The organism is Leptospira brenneri, assembly GCF_002812125.1.
Taxonomy (GTDB): Bacteria; Spirochaetota; Leptospiria; order Leptospirales; family Leptospiraceae; genus Leptospira_A; species Leptospira_A brenneri.
This window is the reverse complement of record NZ_NPDQ01000003.1, coordinates 445,789-467,250: the sequence shown is the minus strand read 5'-3', so window position 1 is coordinate 467,250 and position 21,462 is coordinate 445,789. Positions and strand designations below refer to the sequence as shown.

The following is a 21,462-nucleotide window of genomic DNA, read 5'->3' as shown; positions in this document are numbered from 1 at the left end:
TTGTGAAGGATCTAATTCTTTTAGTTGATGATGATGGCGCCATTCGAAAGATGTTGCGCATTGCGCTTGAGGCCAAAGGTTATACCACCATAGAAGCTGTATCGAAAAAGGATGCCATTGAATCGATTGCTCTAAACTCTCCAAAATTAGTTTTGTTAGATTTGCAACTTCCCGACGGGAGTGGATTGGATGTCATTAAAGAGGTAAGAGCATTTTCAGAGATTCCATTTCTTGTTTTATCTGTGATGAATGCAGAGGAAGATAAAGTTGCTCTTCTAGATGCCGGTGCGGATGATTATATCACAAAACCCTTTAGTATGGGAGAATTACTCGCAAGGATTCGAACAGCCCTTCGTCGTCTTCCTGTAGAAGAAACTCCGGCCAATTGGGATAGTGGAGGTCTCGTCGTCGATTTTCTAAATTACCGAGTCATTAAAAATCAGACTCAAATCCGACTAACACCTACAGAATTTCAAATCCTTACCTTTCTCATTAAAAATTCAGGTAAGGTGATCACTCATGAAGTTTTGATTAAAAAAATATGGGGAGAACAGGCGTTAAATGAGATGAACTCTCTTAGGGTCCATATCACACAATTACGAAAAAAAATAGAAGATTCTCCGAGTGATCCGCGTTGGCTTGTGACCGAACCTGGAATTGGTTACCGTTGGGTAAGCCATTGATTCTTTCCATCAATACAGAAATTTTATTAGAAGAATTTGTAGTTCTAGCCTAAAAGTCTTAGAAAAAAGGAACCTTTTTCCCCTCACTTCGGTCTAAATACTGTTCATAGATGTTTCTCCTTATGATACCCGCAGGGAGGGGTCAATATCCCTGATTTTCTTTTTTTTCTTTCCAAACTAATTCCTCTTCCTAAATTCTCTCCATGTTCGTCCGGTTCCGGTATCCTGTCCTCCTTCTCCTTTCCTTATTTTTGGTTCGTTCTGATTTCACACAAAGCCAACCAGCCAGTATTGAATTTTTTACTCCGAATGGATTTGTCAAACAGCCCAAACAAGTGACCGTTCGTTTTACGAAACCCATGGTGGCCCTCGGTGACATCCGCCCCAAAGTAGATATTTTCCAAATCCAATGCCCACTCACCGGAACTAGCCGGTTTCTTGATTCTACAACTTGGGTTTATGAATTTGAAAAGGAAGTGCCTGGTGGTGTTGAGTGTTCCTTCCAATTGAAATCCGGAACTAAAACTTTGAGTGGGGAAACGGTACAAGGAGAAAGTTTATTTTCTTTTCATACTGGTGGGCCTTCTGTTGAGTATTCCTCACCTTACAACGGTTCTTTGATTACCGAAGATCAAATTTTCATTTTACATTTAGATGCAAAACCAGATTTAGCTTCTTTCCAAAAATACGTGTACTTTCGTTCGGAAGAATTAGGAAATAGGATTCCGATTGTTCTCGTTACTGGGTCGGAGAGAAAATCAATCCTTAGAGCAACAGAAAGTAGAGATTCAGAAGAAACCATTCTTTTGAAATCAAAACAAACCTTCCTTCCCGAAAGACAAATCCAACTAGTGCTTGGGAAAGGAACCAAATCTGTTTGGGGTGGTGAGATCCGAGAAGATGAAGTCATTCCTTTTACAGTAAGGCCTGTATTTTCAGCTCGGTTTAGTTGTGAGAGAGTGAATGCAAAAGCAGATTGTATTCCTATCCTTCCTGTTTCTCTTTCGTTTAGTTCAGCGGTTCCACTTTCTTTATTAAAGAAAATTAAACTAGTTTCCAAAGAAGGAAAGGAATATCCTATCTCCCCCTTTACGGAAAAAGGAACTGAATTTTATGAATGGGTTAGTTTCCCTGGCCCATTCCCTGAAAATGGTGAATTCGAAATCCGAATCCCTGAACTCGTAGATGATACAAACAGAAGTTTGTCGAACCAGGCTTCCTTTCCTTTAAAATTCAAAACAGATGAATTTCCGCCGCTCGCAAAGTTTAGTGCAAAATTTGGAATTTTGGAATCAAAAGCCAAACCTGCGTTACCTGTAACTCTTAGAAATTTAGAAGCAAACCTTCCTTTAAAATCTGTTTCCCTTGGCACAAGTGGTAAAAGCCAAAAAACAATGGATATTTTAGAAATCCAAAAATGGTTTCAAATACTTGCTTCTCGCGAAAGAGAACAATCTGTATTTCAAAATTCTCCGGCTAATGCTGGAATTTCTTCTTTTTCACTGCCGAAACCCAATGGGAAAAAACCAATGGAAGTGGTCGGGATTCCTTTGGAAACTCCTGGGTTTTATGTGGTAGAACTTGCCAGTGATATTCTTGGTAATAGTCTTCTCGAAAAAAAAGGGAAGATGTATGTCTCGAGTGCGGCTCTGGTGACAAATCTTTCTGCTCATTTTAAATGGGGAAAGGATACAAGTTTAGTTTGGGTGACAAACCTCGACCAAGGTCTCCCAGAGCCAGGAGTTCAAATCAAAATTTTGGACTGCAAAGGGAACTTACGCGGAGCCGGGATCACCGGAAAAGATGGAAGTATGTTGTTTGGAAATTTGAATTTCCAGGATGTACCTTATTGCGGTTATCATGAGTTAGGTTCTGGCCTTACTGTTTTTGTTCAAAAAAATGACGATATCAGTTTCACCTCCAGTACTTGGGATAAAGGCATTGAAAGTTGGCGTTACCAACTCCCCAATGCGACAACTGGCCACTCTAAGGAAATTAAATCCATTGTGCTCGACAGGACCTTGTTTAAAAAAGGAGAAACGGTTCACCTAAAACACGTTCGGCGTGGCTTTGGAAATAAGGGACTCATCGCAGCAGATCCCAAAGAATACCCAACACAAGTCATCGTAAAACATGAAGGTTCAGGTGAGTCCTATCCTTTACCCCTCGTTTGGTCTTTTCCTGGCCATGCAGAATCTGAATTTAAAATTCCAAAGAACGCAAAACATGGTGTTTATATCGTTTATTATCCTTACTCCAATGAGGATACAAGTTATGGGGAAAATGTCGCTCAGTTCAGAGTGGAAGAATTTCGACTTCCCGTAGTCAAAGGAAACATTCAGCTTTCTGGAGATAAACAAGAGTTAGTTTCTCCCAAAGAGTCCAAAGTTTTATTCGGTTTGGAATACCTTTCTGGTGGAGGGGCCGGAAATTTCCCTGTTAAAATTCGTTCTCAAGTTGTACCCAGTCAATATTCTCCAAAAGAAGAATATTCTGCATTTTCTTTTTCACCGGAATCTTTAAAGGAAGGAAAATGGAAAACCAGTGGGTATGAAGAAGAAGAGGTCGAGGAAACAAAACCAGAAGTTTTATCGACTTCTTTAAAAACCGACGAAAAAGGCTTTTTACAATATACCTTTGGCGGACTGAAGCCAGTTCCAGGGTATGGAAGTTTCCAAGTGGAAATGGAATATGCGGATCCTTCAGGAGAAATCCAAACTGTGTCCAGAAGTTTTCCTGTTTCTCCGTCCGAAGTACATTTGGGAATTTTACCGGATGGATGGATGTTTACGGAAGATAACGTAAAACTTCAATTAGTTGCTCTTGATACAAAAGACAAAGCGATCAGTTCACAAAAAATCAAAGTCACTGCCTATAAAAGAGAATTTTATTCTAATCGCAAACGACTTGTGGGTGGTTTTTATGCTTATGAACATTATGAAGAGGTGACAAAGCTCGGAGAGTTTTGTGAAGGCAAAACCGATTCGAAAGGAATTCTCATTTGTGAAGGAAAATCACCATCTGTCGGTGACATTGTATTTCTCGCAGAAACCAAAGACCAAAAAGGAAATCCGACCAGTTCCGGATACAGTGTTTGGGTCAGCTCCAAACAAGAAGCCTGGTTTGATGTTAGTGACCACAATCGTATGGACATCTTACCTGAAAAACGTTCTATTGATGTTGGAGAAACCATTAAGGTTCAAATTCGTTCTCCTTTTCGGGAAGCCACAGCTCTCGTAAGTTTAGAACGAGAAGGTGTGTTAGATTATTTTGTCACGCAGGTATCCGGAAAAGATCCTCTGATTTCCATTCCGATTAAAAAGGAATATGCACCCAATGTATTTGTCTCCGTTCTGCTTGTTCGAGGCCGAGTGGGAGATCCTAAACCAACAGGACTTGTGGACTTAGCAAAACCGGGATACCGACTTGGTCTTACGATGTTAAAAGTAGGATCCAAACCATACACTTTGTCCGTTTCTGTCAGCCCAGATAAAAAGTTATACCAAGTGAGAGAAACAGCGAATGTAGAGTTAGAAATCAAAACGGCAGATGGTAAGGTTCCCTCTGAATCTACGGAAGTCACTCTGGCTGTTGTGGATGAAGCTCTCCTTGAACTTTCTCCAAATCCTACTTGGAATCTTCTGGATACCATGATGGGAACAAGACCTCATTCTGTGGGGACTTCCACCGCTCAGTCGCAAATCATCGGAAAAAGACATTTTGGTCTGAAAGCAAAACCAGAGGGAGGGGGAGGTGGAAAACAATCCACTCGTTCTCTTTTTGATACCTTAGTTTATTGGAAGGGGAAGGCCATTGTGGGAAAAGATGGAAAACTAAAGTTTAGTTTTCCTCTCAATGATTCTTTGACCAGTTTTCGAATCGTAGCCGTTGCCACTTCTGGTGCAAAGGAATTTGGCACTGGGATGAGCAAAATCCAAACCACACAAAAAATCCAATCCTTCTCGGGGATTCCACCTGTGGTTCGGTTAGGAGATTCTCTTCGTCATGAAGTAACCCTTCGCAGTGCAGGCGAATCAAAAGAACAACTTCGTTTAAGGTTATCTGTTACGGATTTAAAAAATGGCACAGAAACAAAAGAAGATTTAGAAACGAAATCAGCGATCCTCGCTCCCGGAGAAACTAAGGTTGTGTTTTGGGATTTAATTGTTCCGGATACCACCAAACGAAAGTTTAGTTTAGAAGTTTCTTCACCGACTGGAGTTGTCCTTGATAGGTTAACTGTGGATCAAACAGTTTTGCCGGTAGATACAGAAAGAGTTTACCAAGCAGGACTATTTTTGTATGAATCTCCGATTCAGGAAACGGTGAGGGTTCCCGAAGGATCACAACCAAACTCTGGTAAAATGGTATGGAAGGCTTCTCCTACAATTCTCACTAGCCTTTCAGGAATTCAAACCTATTTCCAAAATTATCCTTACCAATGTATGGAACAGCGGGTTTCCAAAGCAATTGGCTTAAAATCAGAACCTATATGGAACGAAGTCTTCGCGGACTTAAATTCCTTTTTGGATTATGACGGGCTTGTGAAATACTTTGCCCGTATGGAACATGGCAGTGAAATTTTGACTGCTTATATCCTCACTTCAGCACAACTAACAAACAAAAATATTCCAGAAGAGGCCTTGGGTAAAATGATCCTTGGTTTACAAGGCTATTTAGAAGGACGGGTTAAGGGAGAAAGATACAAGTTTGGTGCAGATTCTGTGGTCCGAAAAATCATTGTTTGGGAAGCATTAACAAGATACCAAACTTATGAATGGGAACAAGTGCGTCCCGTATTTGAAGGAATTGAGTTTTTACCTACAGCTTCACTCATTGATCTTTCCGAAATTTTGGGTCGAGTGAATGGTGGAGATAGTTCTGTAAAGTCTCGTTTGACAAGTGTTTTACGTTCCCGTTTGAACATTCAGGGATCAGAACTTATAATAGCAGATTCTGGGTTTACCAACCCATGGTGGATTTTGGGAAGTCGAGACTATACAATGGCAAAACTTCTGCTTTGGGCTTTTTCCGAACCAAGTTATAAAAAAGATATGCCTCGTCTTATCAAAGCCTTTGTGAAGATGCAAAAAAAAGGAAGTTACGATACCACACTTGGAAACGCATATTCCATTTTAGTTTTTGATCGAGTGAGTAAACTTTTGGAATCGGAAAAAGTTTCCGGCGGAAAATTAAAAATCCAATCCTTAAAAGAAAGTTTAAGTCTTGAACCTAACGGAAAACAGACGGTTTCACAAACCATTGGCACAACACCGGAATCAGTATCCGTCAGTTATGATGGGAAGGGGAAACCTTGGGTGGAATGGTCAGTGAAGTCTATCCTTCCTCTAAAGGCTCCCATCTCGAGTGGGTACAGGTTGAAACGAACTTGGGAACCTGTCCAAGTAGCAAAACCAGGAGTCCTATCGAAGGGAGATACGATCCGAGTGACGATAGAAATCCAAGCAGATTCCGATAAAACTTGGGTGGTTGTGGAAGATCCGATTCCGCCGGGATCCTTACCTTTGGGTCGGGGATTTGGGCGTGAATCTATCATTTCGCAAGGATCAAATACGGGAGACTTTTCCTATTATTTAAGTTTTGAAGAAAAAACTTTGTCTCAGTACAGAGCGTATTTTGAATACCTGCCGAAAGGTACCCATACCTTGGAACATAGCTTCCGATTGAACCATACGGGAACGTTTCAATTGCCGGCCACTCGGGTCGAGGCTATGTATTCTCCCGAAACCCATGCGGAATGGCCGAATGAAACTGTGAGGATTTCGGAAAATAAGGACTAGGAAAAGTTTACGGATAAAGTGGGCCTGGAATTATGACTCTAATGGGTCCGAACCAAGCCCCTCTATTCCCGATCCGAATCCTCAAAATTACCCTTTGGTTTACCGTTTTTTTTTATCTATTTTTTTTAATCTTTAATACAAGTTTTACCATCATGGGAGTCGATGTAGGTGACTTCCTGAAACAGTACTTAGGTGCTTTTTTTGGAGTTTACCTCTCTACAACGGTAAAAGTTTTTTCTGTTTTTCTCTTTTTGCACCTAAGTCTTTTTTCTCTGATTCATTTAACCTATCATTTTTTAAAACGTTCTGACGTTCCTTGGTATGAGTTATCTGCTTGGGTAATCTTAATCGAATCTTTGGCTCTTTGTCATTCGATGGTAAGTTTTCCACAAATTTATGGTGAGTTCTTTTTCTTTCGGTATCCGTCTTTTGCTCCTTTTCTTTATTTTTTAACGGATCATACAAGTCCTGGTTATTTTAGTTTTGTATTGGGATTTCTTATTTTTGGATTTGTTTTGATCCTTTTTAGACAAATCTACTTTCATAAAAACAAAGAAAGTTTTTTTAGTTTGGTTCATGTCCTTGTGCTTGGACTTATCCATACATCAGGTCAGTACATGATTGGGATTTTGTATTTTGCCATTCTTTTTTGGCAAGGGAAACATTACCAAAGAATTCATGTGAAGTCCTATGGTTTGATTGTATTCCTTTTGTTTTTTATTTATTTGGTTCCTGGGCTTTGGAATCAGATTGAGGCACTCACTCATTCCAAAGAAAAAGGAAAACCTCCTGTTTTCATCATCGCTGCTGATTCTCTTCGTTATGATAAAATTGCGCATAAATTAAATGGGCAAAGTATTACTCCTAACATTGATTTGTTTGCAAAAGATAGTTATGTGTTCCATGACCATCATACAACCATTCCCCGAACTTTCCCTAGTTGGGCTGATTTATTAACTGGGAAATATGCGATGAGCCATAAGGTTCGCGATATGTTTCCTTCTCCTGAAGAAAAACAAAGAATCGGATCTTCTGCTTTTCTGACAATCCAACAAAGATTAAAAGAAATCGGATATCGAAGTTATGCCATTGGTAGTTTTGCTGCTGATATTTTCCCCCGTGCTAATTTTGGTTTTGATGAGGTACTTGCTCCGAATTTTAATGCACGTATCATGACGGTTCAGAGGACTGCGGAATCACAACTATTTCTTCTACCTTTTCTTACTGGTTCTTGGTTTTCCGGTGGGATGTATTTGGAGGAAATGGACGGACTTTCCACTTGGGGTGATGGACGTCGAATTATAGATCGTTTCCGTTCGATTTTGAAAAGGGAAGGTGATGATGCATTTTCGGTAACATATTTTTCTAGTGTCATTCATTTCCCTTACACACCTGCCTATCCTTATTATAAAACTTTTACAAATCCTAATTATTATGGTAAGTATAAATATTTAAAATTTGTTGATCCCACAAATTCCACGGTTCCCAACGAAGAGGAAACAAAACAAATTAGAGGATTATTTGATAGTGCCGTTTATGCTTTCGATGCCGAGTTTGGGGATATCATTTCTGATTTAAAAGAAAAAGGAATTTATGACGAAGCCATCATCATTCTAACTGCTGACCATGGGGAAGCATTGTATGAAGATGTCCATGGCCAAGGTCATGGGGAACACCTCCGTGGAGAAGCTGTCACTCGTGTTCCTTTGATGATCAAGTTTCCAAACTCTGCGAGTCTTAAAAAACCAAATCATGAATTTTTTGGAATTACTTCCAGTGTGGATATATATCCAACCTTGATGGAATTTTTTGGAATCTCAACCAAACAAAACTACCCTGGACAATCTTTATTACCCATACTTGGAAATACCAATTGGACGGAAGATCGTTTGGTTTATGCAGAAACCGGAATTTGGTTTTCTGATGCAGGAGATCATTTTTTCCAAAAACAAAGAATTCCTTATCCGAATATCCTTTCTCTCCACCAAGTGATCCCGGAAGAAGATTACCAGATTATGATCACCGATCCAATTTACAGAGAAACCATTGCATTTTCAAAACATAGATCGGTTCAAAATTCCGATTTCAAATTAATATATATCCCGACACGACAAGGTGTCCTTTTTGAATTGTATGATCGAAAAAAAGATCCTCTGAATCAGAAGAATCTCTATCCCAATCACCCTATGGCTGCTAAAATGAAAGATGCGCTGTATAAAACGGTGATTCAATGGGAAGAGGCGACTCTCGCAGGAGAGTATTTAATACCAAGTTCTTTAACCGAAATAAATGAAAACGAATAAGAAAAGAGGAAACTATGCCGCAACGTAACGACTTAAAATCAATTTTGATCATCGGATCCGGACCTATCGTCATCGGGCAGGCATGTGAGTTTGACTATTCTGGAACACAAGCGACCAAAGCGCTTCGAGAGAAGGGGATTCGAGTGATTCTCGTAAATTCCAATCCGGCCACAATTATGACCGATCCCGATCTGGCTGATGCGACATACATTGAACCATTAACGGTTCCTGTTTTAGAAAAAATCATCAAAAAGGAAAAACCAGATGCCATCTTACCAACAGTAGGTGGTCAAACGGCCTTGAACTTGGCTCTTGCCCTTCATCGGGAAGGTGTGCTTGAGAAATACAATGTTGAACTGATTGGTGCGAAAGTAGACGCCATTCGAAAAGCGGAAGATCGTGAACTTTTTAAACTCGCGATGGAGAAACTCGGAATCCGTGTAGCTAAGTCTTTTATGGTTTCTGATATGGAAGCCGCCAGAAAAGCAAAAGATGAAATTGGATTTCCTATCATCATTCGACCAGCATTTACACTTGGTGGAACGGGTGGAGGAACCTGTTACGAAGAATCGGAATTTGAAGAAAAAGCACAACAAGGTCTTTCTGCTTCTCCCATTTCGCAGGTGTTAGTTGAAGAATCTGTGATGGGTTGGAAAGAATTTGAGTTGGAAGTGATGAGAGATCTCGCCGACAACGTTGTTATCATTTGTTCTATTGAAAATTTAGATCCGATGGGTGTTCATACTGGTGATTCAATCACAGTGGCACCACAACAGACATTAAGTGATAGAGAATACCAAAGACTTAGAGATATGTCTATTGATATCATCAGGGAAATTGGAGTCGAAACTGGTGGATCCAACATTCAATTTGCAGTGAATCCGGAAAATGGAGATGTCATTGTAATTGAAATGAATCCCCGCGTTTCCAGATCATCTGCTTTGGCTTCTAAGGCAACGGGATTCCCAATCGCAAAAATTGCCGCATTACTTTCTATTGGATTCACCTTAGATGAAATTCGAAATGATATCACTCGTGTCACTCCAGCAAGTTTTGAACCATCGATTGATTATGTTGTAACCAAAATTCCTAGGTTTGCATTTGAAAAATTCCCTGGTTCCGACACCACTCTTGGTGTTCAAATGAAAGCTGTTGGAGAGGCAATGGCCATTGGTCGTAACTTCAAAGAAAGTTTTCAAAAGGCACTTCGTTCCCTAGAAACAGATCGTTTTGGTTTTGGAAGCGATGGATATTTGAAAGAACTTTTGGAATGGGAGTCTGTTCCGAAAGAGGAAAGAAAAACTTGGCTCACAGCAAAGGTGAAACGTCCTACCGACAAACGAATCTTCTATGTAAAGATGGCTTTTGATTTTGGGATGAGTGTTGAAGAGATATTTGATATTTGTAAAATTGATCCATGGTTTCTTTATCAGTTCGAAGAATTATTTCAGTTAGAAAACAGGTTCCGAAAAGAAGGGCTCGTTATCATTGAAGAAATGAAAAAGGCAGGTTTTTCCAATCGCCAACTTGCTTTTCTTTCCAAAGAAGAACAGATCCTCGCACAAGTTCGTAGCGGTGCCGCTATTGAAATCACAAAGGCTAGAGTGGAAAAAACTCTTCGGGAAGAAGAAGAGGTCATTGAAAAATACTTAGAAGAAAAAAATATCCATCCAGTTTATAAACGAATTGATACCTGTGCAGGAGAATTTGAAGCCTTCACACCTTATATGTATTCTTCCTATGATGAAGAAGATGAAGCTGAGGTAACTTCTAAGAAAAAAGTAATGATTCTTGGTGGTGGACCCAATCGAATTGGGCAAGGGATCGAGTTTGATTATTGCTGTTGCCACGCTTCTTTCTCACTACAGGAAGCGGGAGTCGAGTCCATCATGGTAAACTCCAATCCAGAAACAGTTTCTACTGATTATGATACTTCCGATCGTTTGTATTTTGAACCACTGAGTCTTGAAGACGTAATGGCAATTTTCAAAAAGGAAAAACCTGATGGCGTTATTGTCCAGTTAGGTGGACAGACACCGTTGAAGTTGGCAAAGTCATTAGAAAAACGTGGAGTTCCCATATTAGGAACTAGTCCTGATTCCATTGACCGAGCAGAAGACCGTAAACGATTTGCTGAAGTATTGGAAAAATTAAACTTAAAGTCTCCTGATAACGGTATTGCTGCTTCCAAAGATAAAGCAAGAGAAATCGCTAGAAAAATTGGTTATCCGGTTCTTGTTAGACCATCCTATGTTTTGGGTGGAAGGGCGATGCTCATTGTAAATGAAGAATCGGAATTAGATAAATACATGGAAGAAGCAGAAGAGGTATCGGAAGATAGACCACTTCTTGTTGATTCCTTTTTACAAGATGCAACCGAAGTCGATGTAGATGCTCTATGCGATGGAAAAGATGTATTCATCGCGGGAATTATGGAGCATATCGAAGAAGCGGGAATTCACTCAGGTGACTCCGCCTGTGTATTACCTCCTCAAACAATTTCCCAACGTATGTTGTTAGAAATTGAGGAAGCAACTTACCGTTTGGCATTGGAGTTAGATGTTAAGGGTTTGATTAACGTTCAATACGCAATTAAAGATGAAACTCTTTATGTTTTGGAAGTAAACCCGCGCGCATCTAGAACTGTTCCTTTTGTGGCAAAGTCGATAGGTATCCCTGTTGTGAAAATTGCAGTAAGACTTATGTTAGGTGAACCTTTGGCGTCCTTTAAACTAGGAAAACGTTTTTCAGCACCGATGATCACTGTAAAAGAAGCAGTATTACCTTTCAGTAAGTTCCCTGGTGTGGATACCATTCTTGGTCCTGAGATGAGGTCCACGGGAGAAGTTATGGGGGTTGCAACCACAAAAGGGGAAGCCTTTGTTAAGGCTCAGATCATGGCTGGTGAAGAACCTCCTAAACACGGAACGGTTTTTGTAACGATTAATGATAAAACAAAAAAAGAGTTACTCGAATCAGTCCGATCCTTATCTAACTTGGGATACAATATCATTGCAACAGAGGGAACACATAAGTTTCTTTCTGATAACGGAATCCTCTCTAGCAAAATTAACAAAATTTACGATGGATACTTTCCGAATGTGATCGATTACATCAAAGAGAAGAAAATTCATTTAATCATCAACACTCCGCTTTCGAGAGTTACGAGAGAAAATGCTTTTACTATCCGGCAAGCTGCGATCAAATACAAGGTTCCTTGTTTGACTACGGCACAAGCAGGTAAGGCATTAATCCATGGTTTGGTGGAGATGAAAGATAAAGGTTTTTCCGTGAATTCCCTTCAGGAAATCCACGCGAAACATAAAAAAAGTTAACGATAAATTAAAAATTTAGAAAATCTAGCAAAAGTTAAATTTTGTTAGATTTCTAAATCTTTTAGTATCGATTCAATCCGACTACGATTCACTCCAAAATCTGATTTCCCTAGACGGGATGCTGAACGGAAATGAAGTTGTTTGTTTTTTTCATCAAAATAAAATTCCACATCGTCCACATAACGCATCAGTCTGGAAGTGAACTCAACGTAAATATAATTCGGATTCTCCTGAATGATTTTGGTTCTTGGTGTTAATTCAATTTTCCCTTTTAATGCTGCATAAGCTTCCTTTAGAGGTTTTTTATAGGATAAGGAACTTCGGTAATGTTCCTTGTCATCTGGGTTTGCAAAACTACTCACACAGTTTGGTGTTGTGGGGCAGTCTGCCAATTTTTCCAATTTGATTCCTAGGTAGTCTGGCCTTGTTCCCGTACATCCTAGAAAAAATAGGAGGAGGACGGATAAAGTAAATGCGTGTAGTTTATGATTCATTGGATTTCTTTCCTATCATTGTTTTTTAGTTTTCTTAATTCTTTCTATTGGACATCACTTTTCGCCAATTAAGGAGAAAGAGATCCTGTAGAAAAGGTAAGTCACTTACTTTTTCTCGCCTGTGAATTTTGAACTCCAGTTCCTTGGGAAACTTACTTTCCAAAGGAACCAGCTTTCCCTTTTCATTCCCTTTCTTGATACCCTCGCTTTCTTTCTCCATTCCCCCGTAATTTCCCAAGATCCACTCATTCAAAACTCTGGTTTGAACCTTTTTCTTACTAAAATCCTCTCTACCGTCCCCTTCTTTCTGGTGAAGATTCGCGGGTATTTTCTCCGACATTTCGATCCAAATCGATACCCTTCGATTCAAATTTCTTTAGATTCATTGGTGCCTGTTTCTAATTCCGCAATTGACAGATCTGAATGGGGGAGATGATAGGGAAATATCTAGGACTATATGGAATTAAGGAAAGAGATGGCTCAATATTTGATAAATAAGAAAAAAGAATGGACAAACTGTGTTATAAGTAATTATTTATATCAATCGTTCGATATAAATAAAGGATATTCTTTGTGCCAAAGATAGTCGATCACGATCTCTATCGGGTAGAACTATTGACTAAGTGTATGCCCATTTTTGTGTCCAAAGGTGTTTCTTCGGTTTCGATGCGAGAATTGTCCAAAGAGTTAGGTGTTTCTACTGGAACCCTCTACCATTACTTTCCAACGAAAGAGATTCTCTTTGAATCAATGGTGAAACAATTCGTTGCGATCGATGAAAAGGAAATCCGAGAGTTATCGGAAACTCAGTTTAGTTTGGAAGACATTATGAACTTTGTCTCCAAAAGAGAAGAGCACTTTATGAACTTGGTTTTACTGGCAGTTGATGTTAAAAGACAGTTAAGTGAATCTAGCGAATTGGCAGAGTTAGTGGAAGATTCCTTTGTTGCATACCGAACAGCATTGGATCGTTTTTTTCCTTCGGATACAAACATAAAAGCAGGTAAGGCTTTTTTATCTTTTTTTATCGGTGCTTTATTTTTGAAAAATAAGACAACCAATGAAACAGAATGGCCGGAACTATTTGAGAGTTTGGGGAACTTAATGGCTTTATTCCAAAACAAATAACTAGGAGCTATGTATGACTCTCACCAAACGACTCAGTTTTTTATTTTGTTTTCTTTTGCCAGTATTAGTCGTGATTTCAGAAATGATTGGGGGAGTTTCCTATTTAATCGTACCCATTAGTGTTTTTATCATTTTACCAATTTTGGATTTAGTGATTGGAAGAGATGATTTAAATCCATCTGAACCAAATTTTCTTAAATTACAAAACGATCCTTTTTTTCGTTATTTAACAGAAGTTTGGGCTTATGTCCAACTTGCGCTTGTGATTTGGTCTGTTTATCGGATAGCTGTTTACCCTCATTCCATTTTGGAATTTGGTTTATTTGCTCTCGCTCTGGGAGTTGTGACTGGTGGGATCGGAATCACCGTTGGTCATGAATTGGGTCATAAAAACACTCGGTATGAACCATTCCTTGCTAAGATGATTTATATGACTGTTTGTTATATGCATTTTTATATCGAACACAACCGAGGTCATCATACTCATGTTTCTACACCGAATGATCCCGCTTCTTCCAAGAAAAATCAGTCCTTCTATTCATTTTATCCTCAAACAGTGGTTGGTGCCTACAAATCAGCCTGGGAGTTAGAGAAAAAACGATTAGCAAAGTTAGGTTTTCGAGTTTTCCATTATCGAAATGAAATGATTTGGTATTTGATCATTACAATTTCTTTTTTGGTTAGTATGGTAATGTTTGGATCTTACTTGAGCGGTGGAAACATTCGTTTTGATATTCTGGTGTTTTTAGTTTTACAGTCCTTAATTGCATTTTCTCTTTTAGAAATGACCAACTATATTGAACATTATGGTCTAAAACGAAAAGAAGTGACTCCTGGTAAATTTGAGAAAGTATTGCCAGTTCATTCTTGGAATCAAAATTATTTTGTTTCTAATGCTCTTTTATTTCAATTGCAGAGGCATTCCGATCACCATGCGAATGCTGGCAGAAGATACCAAGCACTTCGTCATTATGAAGAGGCTCCGCAATTACCTTTTGGTTATGAAGTGATGATTCTAATTGCTTTAGTTCCTCCTCTGTGGTTTTCCATGATGAATCCTATTTTGGAATCTTGGGAAAAAAATCGTAATACTTTGACTTAATCATCGATAAAAAAAGTTTTTTTGTAGTTATCTTAAAATAGAATCTATCTTACAAAGAAATGAAATTCTCTGTAAGATAGATAGGAGCGTTTTATTTAGATTCTGATTCTGCGAGAACGGAACGTTTGGTTTTCAGAATCGAAAATAAAAGAAATAACAAGGCGGCAACACCTAAATAAAAAAATCCAGTCGCCAGATAACCTGAAACAGGTGGATAGAGCACACTGAAACTGAAATCAGGATTTTCTATTTCTGCTACCAAGGTGGCAGTTTTTGAATCATTGTTTTTGATCTCATCTCCGGATGGATAAGAGTAAGGATCAAAGTTACCAGACCATTGGTATGGATTTCCGTAATAGAGTGCATACCCATCCTTATTTCCCTCATTGTTAGCAAAAAAATAAACTTCTTCTAAGGGTTGGACTGTGATTACATTTTTCAAATGTAAGGTTTCGTTTTCCCCATCATAAATTTGAATTTCAAATTCGCGGCTGATGGTCCTTGAAAGTGGAATTTCGGTATTAACACCTTCTGCTTGATTGTGACTTACCGTTCCTTCAAATACTGTATCCCATTCTTTTTTGTCAATTTTCGCACGAACAGTCACTTGGCGTTCCCAATTTCCTTCTTCAAATTCTAGTTTTAAAATTTGAAATGCTGACTGCGATTCATTGGCGAAAGAAAACTTACAAAGGTTATCGGCAAGTTCCGGGTTTGCTACTGAATGTGATTTTTCCCAATATAAGTTTTTGTTTTGTTTTGCGCGATAAGCGGAAGGAAATTTTAAATCGGACCCAGGTTCCGCTTCTAAACGAATGAATCTATGTTTTGTGCCACCTAAATCAATTTCACTAGTAGATTGGTTTCCATATTTATATAGGAAAACTGACTTGGAGTCGAAAAATTGATCAGGATTGTCACCTAATTTAAGTGTAACGGAGGTTTCATAATCATAGGAATTGTTTACCGAAAGTTTGGTATAATTCATTCCTTCTGGTAATTTGGGAAGTTCTATCACATAAATTTCCAGATTATCTTTTTTGTTGGAAAATAGAAGTTCCGGTTTTACTTTTTCCGTATTTTTGGAAACTTCTTCTGCATTTTGAATGTGGTAAGGAACGATCTCTCCATTATGAGTCACTCGGAGATCCCCATAAAAAGAATGTTTATAAATATCTTCATCTAAAGTAAGTTTGACAATTCCATTCGGAGAAAGATTGCCTGAGATTTTTATATCCTTTTTGTATTTAAAATTTTGAACCGCCAGTGGACGACTCATTACTTCTGATGTCATAATGCTGATGAATAAAATGGGGAGTAAATATTTGGTCTTCATTTTGTTTCCTTTTTGAAATGATTGTATAATGTTCCTGTTGCGATCAAAGCAACACCCAAGAATAAACCTGCGAGAATTCTATAACCCAAACTCAAATTCCAGAAATCATATAAATAGAATTTAATGATCACCAGTGCGAGAGATCCAAATCCAACAATTTTTAGAGGTTGGACTTTTTTTAGAAATCCGACTGATAAAGCAGCCAAACCATAGACAATTAAACTGATGGTATATAGGAATAACCTTTTCTCTTCAGGGAATCCTAATGAAATTTCAACAAAGGTTCCTAGTAACCAATATGGATAAGCCGTGTATAAAAAGAGTTTAGACAAATCAGAAAACTTTCTACTATAAAGATAGGAAAGCACTAGATACACTGAACCTGTTGCAAATATCAAAAACCTTCCGTTTAAAAATGGAATTTCGTTTTGAGAGCGGTAGGTAAAAGCAAAAACATAAAACAGCGCAAAGAACCAAACAGGAAATGCTGCAAAATACATATATAGTTGTTTGGAATAGGTTGATGCAACTGTCACAAGGAAGGCAAAACTAATTAAACTAAATGCTAATAGTTTTCCAGATGTGCCGATGACAATGAGGCTAACGATAAAAGGGAGTCCAAAGAGACCAATCAAATCGTAGATTTTTTTCTTTTCGATACTGAGTTCCGTTCTTCGAAGAGACCTTTCATACAAACCATAAAACAGAATGAGGATTAAGGTGAGTAAAAATGGTTTGGCTACTGGATAAAATATGCTAAAAGCCCAAAAGGACTGAACATACCCAAGTGCCAAGGTAAATCCAATGGCAACCAAGGTTAGAATCGGCTCTTTCGATTTTGTAGTTTCTAAAGTTTGAAATTCTCTTAAAAGGAATAAAAGAAAAACAGCGATTTGGAATGTAATTGGAAGAAATGGTTTGGCATCGACTAAGTTCTCATTTGCCCAACCAGCAAAGATTAGGTGGTTGGCTGCTAGTAAAATTAAAGGAATGATCTTCCAACCCGTATCTTTTCTGACCCAAAAGAATAAAATATTCCAGAGGAGTAAATATGTGAATAAAAATGGATAAGAGTTTTGGCCCGTGGAAAGAAGGATGGGAACAAGGAAAGCACCAAAAGATGCAAATCCAAATAACACTTCACTTTTTTGTGCATGAGCGATTGCCACAGTTGTTAAACTGATGATGAGTAACCCAACGAAACAAGTTTCAGTAGAGTACAAATCGTACAACAAATAACCCGAATAATATGCTGAAAAGAGAACTGCAATTCCAAGTCCCATAAGACTGGGAGAAAGGTAAGGCCTTGTGTTTCGAACACGATATCCGTAGAGTAAAATCGGAATGGCAGAAACGAGTCCGACCCAAATACGAACGGATTCATTGATCCAATATTCCTCGATGGCTAAATAGAAAAACCAGATGGTCGCGAGTAATAAGGAAAAAACTCCTAACTTAACAAAAAGATTTTCTCCAATCCATTCCACAAACCAATTCGGCCCGTCGTTTAAGGAAACTTCTTTTGGTTTTGTTTCTATCGGAATTGGTTTTGAAACAGGGGGAGAGACTTGTTTCTGAGTTTTGGGGTTTGAGAGGGATAATACTTTTTCTTTTAAAAAAGAAAGTTCTTTCTCCATCGACTGAATCCTTGTGAGGATCTCTTGGGTTTCTTTTTCTTCCACGGAGGAAATGGTTCATATCCGTGGAAAGAGGGGAACTACTTTTTATTCTGGATCACTCCACATTCCATTTTCGCGAATGAGATCAATGAGCTGGTCGGCGGCTTCCACTTCCGAAACGCCTTTTTTGACAATTTCTTTCCCTTTGTAGAGGTGAACCTTACCAATTCCAGCACCGACATATCCAAAATCGGCATCTGCCATTTCACCAGGACCGTTCACGATGCAACCCATCACCGCTATTTTTACACCTTTTAAGTGGCCTGTCTTTTTTTTGATCAGGGCAGTCGTGGATTGTAAATCAAACATTGTACGACCGCAAGAGGGGCAAGAAATATACTCCGTTTTTGTTAAACGAAGTCTTGTTGCCTGTAAGATATCGAAGCTTAAATGTAAGGACTCCTCTGGTTCGCCATCACCAAATGATAAACGGACTACATCTCCAATTCCATCGAGTAAACTTCCTCCCACTTGGATGGAGGATTCATACAAAAGGTCTTCTTTTGTTTTTGAGTCTGTGATGAGTGCAATTGGATAGTCAGACTCTCGCAAGTGGTAGGCCAATTTACGAACCGTTAGTAAGTCTCCATTTTTTACTGAGAAAATTAAATTCTGAATTTTTCTCTTTTGGGATTCTCTAACAATTTTTTCTGTTAGGTGAATGTCTTTGGGATCCATACACCATTCAACACTTCTTTTATCTTTGGCAAAACGTGTGACAAAATCCAAAAGGTCGTCCCAAGATTCTTCTGATTCTTTGAAAAAAATATTTGGATCGATTACCCATTTTTGAATGCGGTAAAGTTCTTCTGCCAAACTATCGTATTGGTAAGTAAGTTCTCGGGATAACTCTACGGAAACAGGAAGAGGAAAAGATCCTCTACGAGTCATGGTTCCGAGAGAGATTAAATCCATTTCAGACTGGATGGCAAAATGGATGAGTTCAGGAATTCGACCTGATTTTGTTTCTCTTTGGATGAGGTTTAATACTTCTTCTGCCGATTCTGAACCAAAAAAAGGAAAACAGGTTTCTATTCTTACGGGTGATGAGTCTCCGAGTTTTGTTTCTCCTAAACTGAGTTCTTTCGAATAGAATCTTGAGTATTGAAAGGGATCACGAAATTCTGTATAGATGGTTTCGCGATTTTTTGAGCCTGTTTCCTCTGGTCTATGGGTTTGAGTTTCCTGATTGATTTCTTTTAAAAAACTTTCGTTGTATTTACGAACCAGTTCTTTGGCCACTGGGATTTCATAAATGGCATCTTCCGTAAGAGACACACGAATGGTATCCCCCAGTCCATCTTCGAGTAAACTTCCAATTCCAATTGCAGATTTGATCCTTCCATCTTTTCCATCACCAGCTTCGGTAACTCCTAAATGTAAAGGGTAATCCATTCCTAAATCGTAAAATCTGGTAACTAACATCCGATAGGCTTGAATCATTACTTGAGGATTAGAAGCCTTCATAGAAACAACTATGTCTTGGTAAGAATTTCTTTCAGCAATACGAATGAATTCTAAAGCAGATTCTACCATCCCGAGGGGAGTGTCACCAAACCGGTTCATAATACGATCAGAAAGACTTCCGTGATTGGTTCCGATTCGCATGGCCACACCGAGTTCTTTGGCCCGAAGGACAAGAGGAGTGAAAACTTCTTCGATTCTTTCCAGTTCTTCGTTGTAGTCTTTGTCTGTATATTCTATGATTTCGAATTTCTTTTTGTCTGCAAAATTGCCAGGGTTGATTCGCACCTTTTCAACCCATTCCACACATTTGAGCGCAACTTGTGGTGTAAAATGAATGTCCGCCACCAAAGGAACTTTTAGTCCCAATTCTTTCATTCTTTGGCGTATATTGGGTAGGTTGTCGGCATCCGCTTGACTAGGTACTGTTAGGCGAACAATTTCGGATCCAGCTTTTTCTAAATCAGCAATTTGTTTGATACTAGCTTCCGTATCTCTTGTGTTAGACGTAATCATGGATTGGATGCGAATTGGGTTTTTTCCCCCAATTCCAACACCTCCCACCATCACTTCTCGGGTAGGGCGTCTTTTGTAGAAAAATGGCGATTCGTTATATTTGGTGCTCATTTGAATCTTATGTTCTCATTATCTAGGAAATTAAATTCGAAATTTTGGGCAAGCAGTATGAAAAAAAACTGATGGTTTCAATTTCACCCCACTCCAGACCGAAAATCAATTTAGGAAGAATACCCCTTCGATTTTGGATACGATGAACACCGAAGTAAAACAAGTCTTACAGAGAAAATACCGGGTACAAGTCACGGTAGCGATTTACCGCGAGGGAAGCCTGTCCTATAAAAGTGAAATTCTATCGCCTGCCTACTATGACAAACGACAAGAAGCTCGGGACCATATCCGTCAAGAAATACGCGAAAGGTTGGCTCATTCTAAATTCTTCCGTTCCACTCGTTTAGACTATGACCTAGTTCGGTACACAGAAGAGGGAAGTTGTAATACCTTCCTTCGTTATAGCATCCAAGACTCGGAAATTTGAACCCTGGAAAAAAACTCCACGAATGGTATTTGATTCATAAAAGGGATCTACCATTCCGCAAAAAAAAACAAGCATATCCCATTTGGATTTCTGAGGTTATGCTTCAGCAAACTCGCGTTAACGCGATGTTGCCTTTGTATGAATCCTTTATCAAACGATTCCCGAATCCAGAATCTCTGGCTCAAGTAGAAGAGGACGAGGTTCTCGCTCATTGGAAGGGTCTTGGTTATTACAGTCGAGCGAGGAATCTAAGAAAAGCTGCCATCTTTCTCGTTCAAAATTATAATGGTGCCTTTCCGAAAGACCTTAACTTAGTTTTAAAACTCCCTGGAATTGGAAACTATACTGCAAGAGCCATCCTTTCGATTGCCTATGACCTTCCTCTTGCCGTTTTGGATGGAAATGTAAAACGTGTTTTGTCTCGTTACTATGGTTATACGGAAAATATTTTAAGTCCTAAGGCTGATGGTGACTTACAAAAGAAAGCGGATGAATTTTTAAATCTAGAACATCCTGGGGATCACAACCAAGCCATGATGGAACTAGGTGCCACTCTTTGTTTGCCGGAATCACCTAAATGTTTGTTATGTCCTCTTTCGGAAGATTGTTTTGCTAGAATCCATCAAAAAACTTCTGAAATCCCAGTTAGGGTAAAAGACAAAAAACAGATTACCCTCGAAGGGGAAATTTTGGTTTTATGGAATCAAAACTGCATTTTACTCGTAAGAGAACCCAAAATGCGTTTTTTAAAAGGAATGTTCCATTTGCCATATGGATTTACCGGCGAGGTTCCCGAAGAAACTTATGAATCCACTCCCTTCTTTTTATCCTTAAAAAAATCACTCCCAAAAGATTCCTCACCCATTGGTGAGTTCAAACATACCATCACCCATCACAAAATGAAATTTTCTGTTTTTTCTCTTCCTTGGGAAGACCGGGCTTTGGTTGCGGGACTAGTAAAGGAACTGGGTGTAGAAAGTAAGTGGGTTACTTTATCTAGTTTGGATACAGAATTTCCTTCCTCTCTTGCCTCCAAAGTCAAAAAGTTTTTGCTTTACTTAGAATCATAATTCGTTACGATTC

General features: G+C 38.9%; 12 protein-coding genes. 8 read left to right on the top strand and 4 right to left on the bottom strand.

Going from position 1 to position 21,462, the window contains the following annotated elements; all coding sequences use genetic code 11:
• Nucleotides 1–2: 2 nt before the first annotated feature.
• From CH361_RS08810 to carB, 4 genes are all read left to right on the top strand, one after another.
• Entirely contained in the window at nt 3–683 is a 681-nt protein-coding gene (locus CH361_RS08810) for a response regulator (protein WP_208861411.1), read from the top strand.
• Nucleotides 684–886: 203 nt separating this feature from the next.
• Nucleotides 887–6,484, top strand: a complete 5,598-nt coding sequence (locus CH361_RS08805; protein ID WP_100790433.1) for an alpha-2-macroglobulin family protein — start codon at nt 887–889, stop codon at nt 6,482–6,484.
• Between the two features lie 41 nt (nt 6,485–6,525).
• Nucleotides 6,526–8,787 (top strand): sulfatase family protein, encoded by a 2,262-nt coding sequence (locus tag CH361_RS08800; RefSeq protein WP_100790531.1) that lies wholly within the window; start codon nt 6,526–6,528, stop codon nt 8,785–8,787.
• 14 nt (nt 8,788–8,801) lie between these two features.
• Entirely contained in the window at nt 8,802–12,122 is a 3,321-nt protein-coding gene (gene carB, locus CH361_RS08795) for a carbamoyl-phosphate synthase large subunit (RefSeq protein WP_100790432.1), read from the top strand.
• A gap of 44 nt (nt 12,123–12,166) precedes the next feature.
• Here the strand turns inward: carB and CH361_RS08790 are convergent, their stop codons facing one another.
• Complete coding sequence (locus CH361_RS08790) at nt 12,167–12,616, bottom strand: DUF1499 domain-containing protein (RefSeq protein ID WP_100790431.1); 450 nt, start codon at nt 12,614–12,616, stop codon at nt 12,167–12,169.
• Nucleotides 12,617–13,243: 627 nt separating this feature from the next.
• On the opposite strand from CH361_RS08790, the gene CH361_RS08780 reads away from it, so the two are divergent.
• A complete protein-coding gene (locus CH361_RS08780; RefSeq protein ID WP_100790429.1) occupies nt 13,244–13,744 on the top strand; it encodes a TetR/AcrR family transcriptional regulator in 501 nt (166 codons plus the stop codon).
• 13 nt (nt 13,745–13,757) lie between these two features.
• Nucleotides 13,758–14,846: an alkane 1-monooxygenase gene (locus tag CH361_RS08775; protein ID WP_100790428.1), complete on the top strand. Its 1,089-nt coding sequence runs from the start codon at nt 13,758–13,760 to the stop codon at nt 14,844–14,846.
• A gap of 91 nt (nt 14,847–14,937) precedes the next feature.
• Here CH361_RS08775 and CH361_RS08770 read toward each other — a convergent pair whose 3' ends face one another.
• The 3 genes from CH361_RS08770 to ispG are packed head-to-tail and all read right to left on the bottom strand — an operon-like array spanning nt 14,938 to nt 19,952.
• Complete coding sequence (locus CH361_RS08770; protein WP_100790427.1) at nt 14,938–16,182, bottom strand: hypothetical protein; 1,245 nt, start codon at nt 16,180–16,182, stop codon at nt 14,938–14,940.
• Nucleotides 16,179–17,864 carry a DUF2339 domain-containing protein gene (locus CH361_RS08765; protein ID WP_100790426.1) on the bottom strand — a complete coding sequence of 562 codons (1,686 nt, stop codon included), beginning with the start codon at nt 17,862–17,864 and terminating at the stop codon, nt 16,179–16,181. Before CH361_RS08765 ends, CH361_RS08770 begins: the two co-directional genes overlap by 4 nt.
• Nucleotides 17,865–17,906: 42 nt before the next feature.
• Nucleotides 17,907–19,952, bottom strand: a complete 2,046-nt coding sequence (ispG, locus tag CH361_RS08760; protein ID WP_100790425.1) for a (E)-4-hydroxy-3-methylbut-2-enyl-diphosphate synthase — start codon at nt 19,950–19,952, stop codon at nt 17,907–17,909.
• A gap of 142 nt (nt 19,953–20,094) precedes the next feature.
• Here ispG and CH361_RS08755 point away from each other — a divergent pair, with 142 nt between their 5' ends.
• Both CH361_RS08755 and mutY read left to right on the top strand, forming a co-directional pair.
• Nucleotides 20,095–20,379 (top strand): hypothetical protein, encoded by a 285-nt coding sequence (locus CH361_RS08755; protein WP_100790424.1) that lies wholly within the window; start codon nt 20,095–20,097, stop codon nt 20,377–20,379.
• Nucleotides 20,376–21,449, top strand: a complete 1,074-nt coding sequence (mutY, locus tag CH361_RS08750; RefSeq protein ID WP_100790423.1) for an A/G-specific adenine glycosylase — start codon at nt 20,376–20,378, stop codon at nt 21,447–21,449. Before CH361_RS08755 ends, mutY begins: the two co-directional genes overlap by 4 nt.
• Nucleotides 21,450–21,462 lie beyond the last annotated feature (13 nt).

Coding starts and splice junctions, on each gene's coding strand:
- CH361_RS08805 (WP_100790433.1), top strand. CDS start 887: ATGTTCGTCCGGTTCCGGTATCCTGTCCTCCTTCTCCTTTCCTTATTT.
- CH361_RS08800 (WP_100790531.1), top strand. CDS start 6,526: ATGGGTCCGAACCAAGCCCCTCTATTCCCGATCCGAATCCTCAAAATT.
- carB (WP_100790432.1), top strand. CDS start 8,802: ATGCCGCAACGTAACGACTTAAAATCAATTTTGATCATCGGATCCGGA.
- CH361_RS08790 (WP_100790431.1), bottom strand. CDS start 12,616: ATGAATCATAAACTACACGCATTTACTTTATCCGTCCTCCTCCTATTT.
- CH361_RS08780 (WP_100790429.1), top strand. CDS start 13,244: ATGCCCATTTTTGTGTCCAAAGGTGTTTCTTCGGTTTCGATGCGAGAA.
- CH361_RS08775 (WP_100790428.1), top strand. CDS start 13,758: ATGACTCTCACCAAACGACTCAGTTTTTTATTTTGTTTTCTTTTGCCA.
- CH361_RS08770 (WP_100790427.1), bottom strand. CDS start 16,182: ATGAAGACCAAATATTTACTCCCCATTTTATTCATCAGCATTATGACA.
- ispG (WP_100790425.1), bottom strand. CDS start 19,952: ATGAGCACCAAATATAACGAATCGCCATTTTTCTACAAAAGACGCCCT.
- CH361_RS08755 (WP_100790424.1), top strand. CDS start 20,095: ATGAACACCGAAGTAAAACAAGTCTTACAGAGAAAATACCGGGTACAA.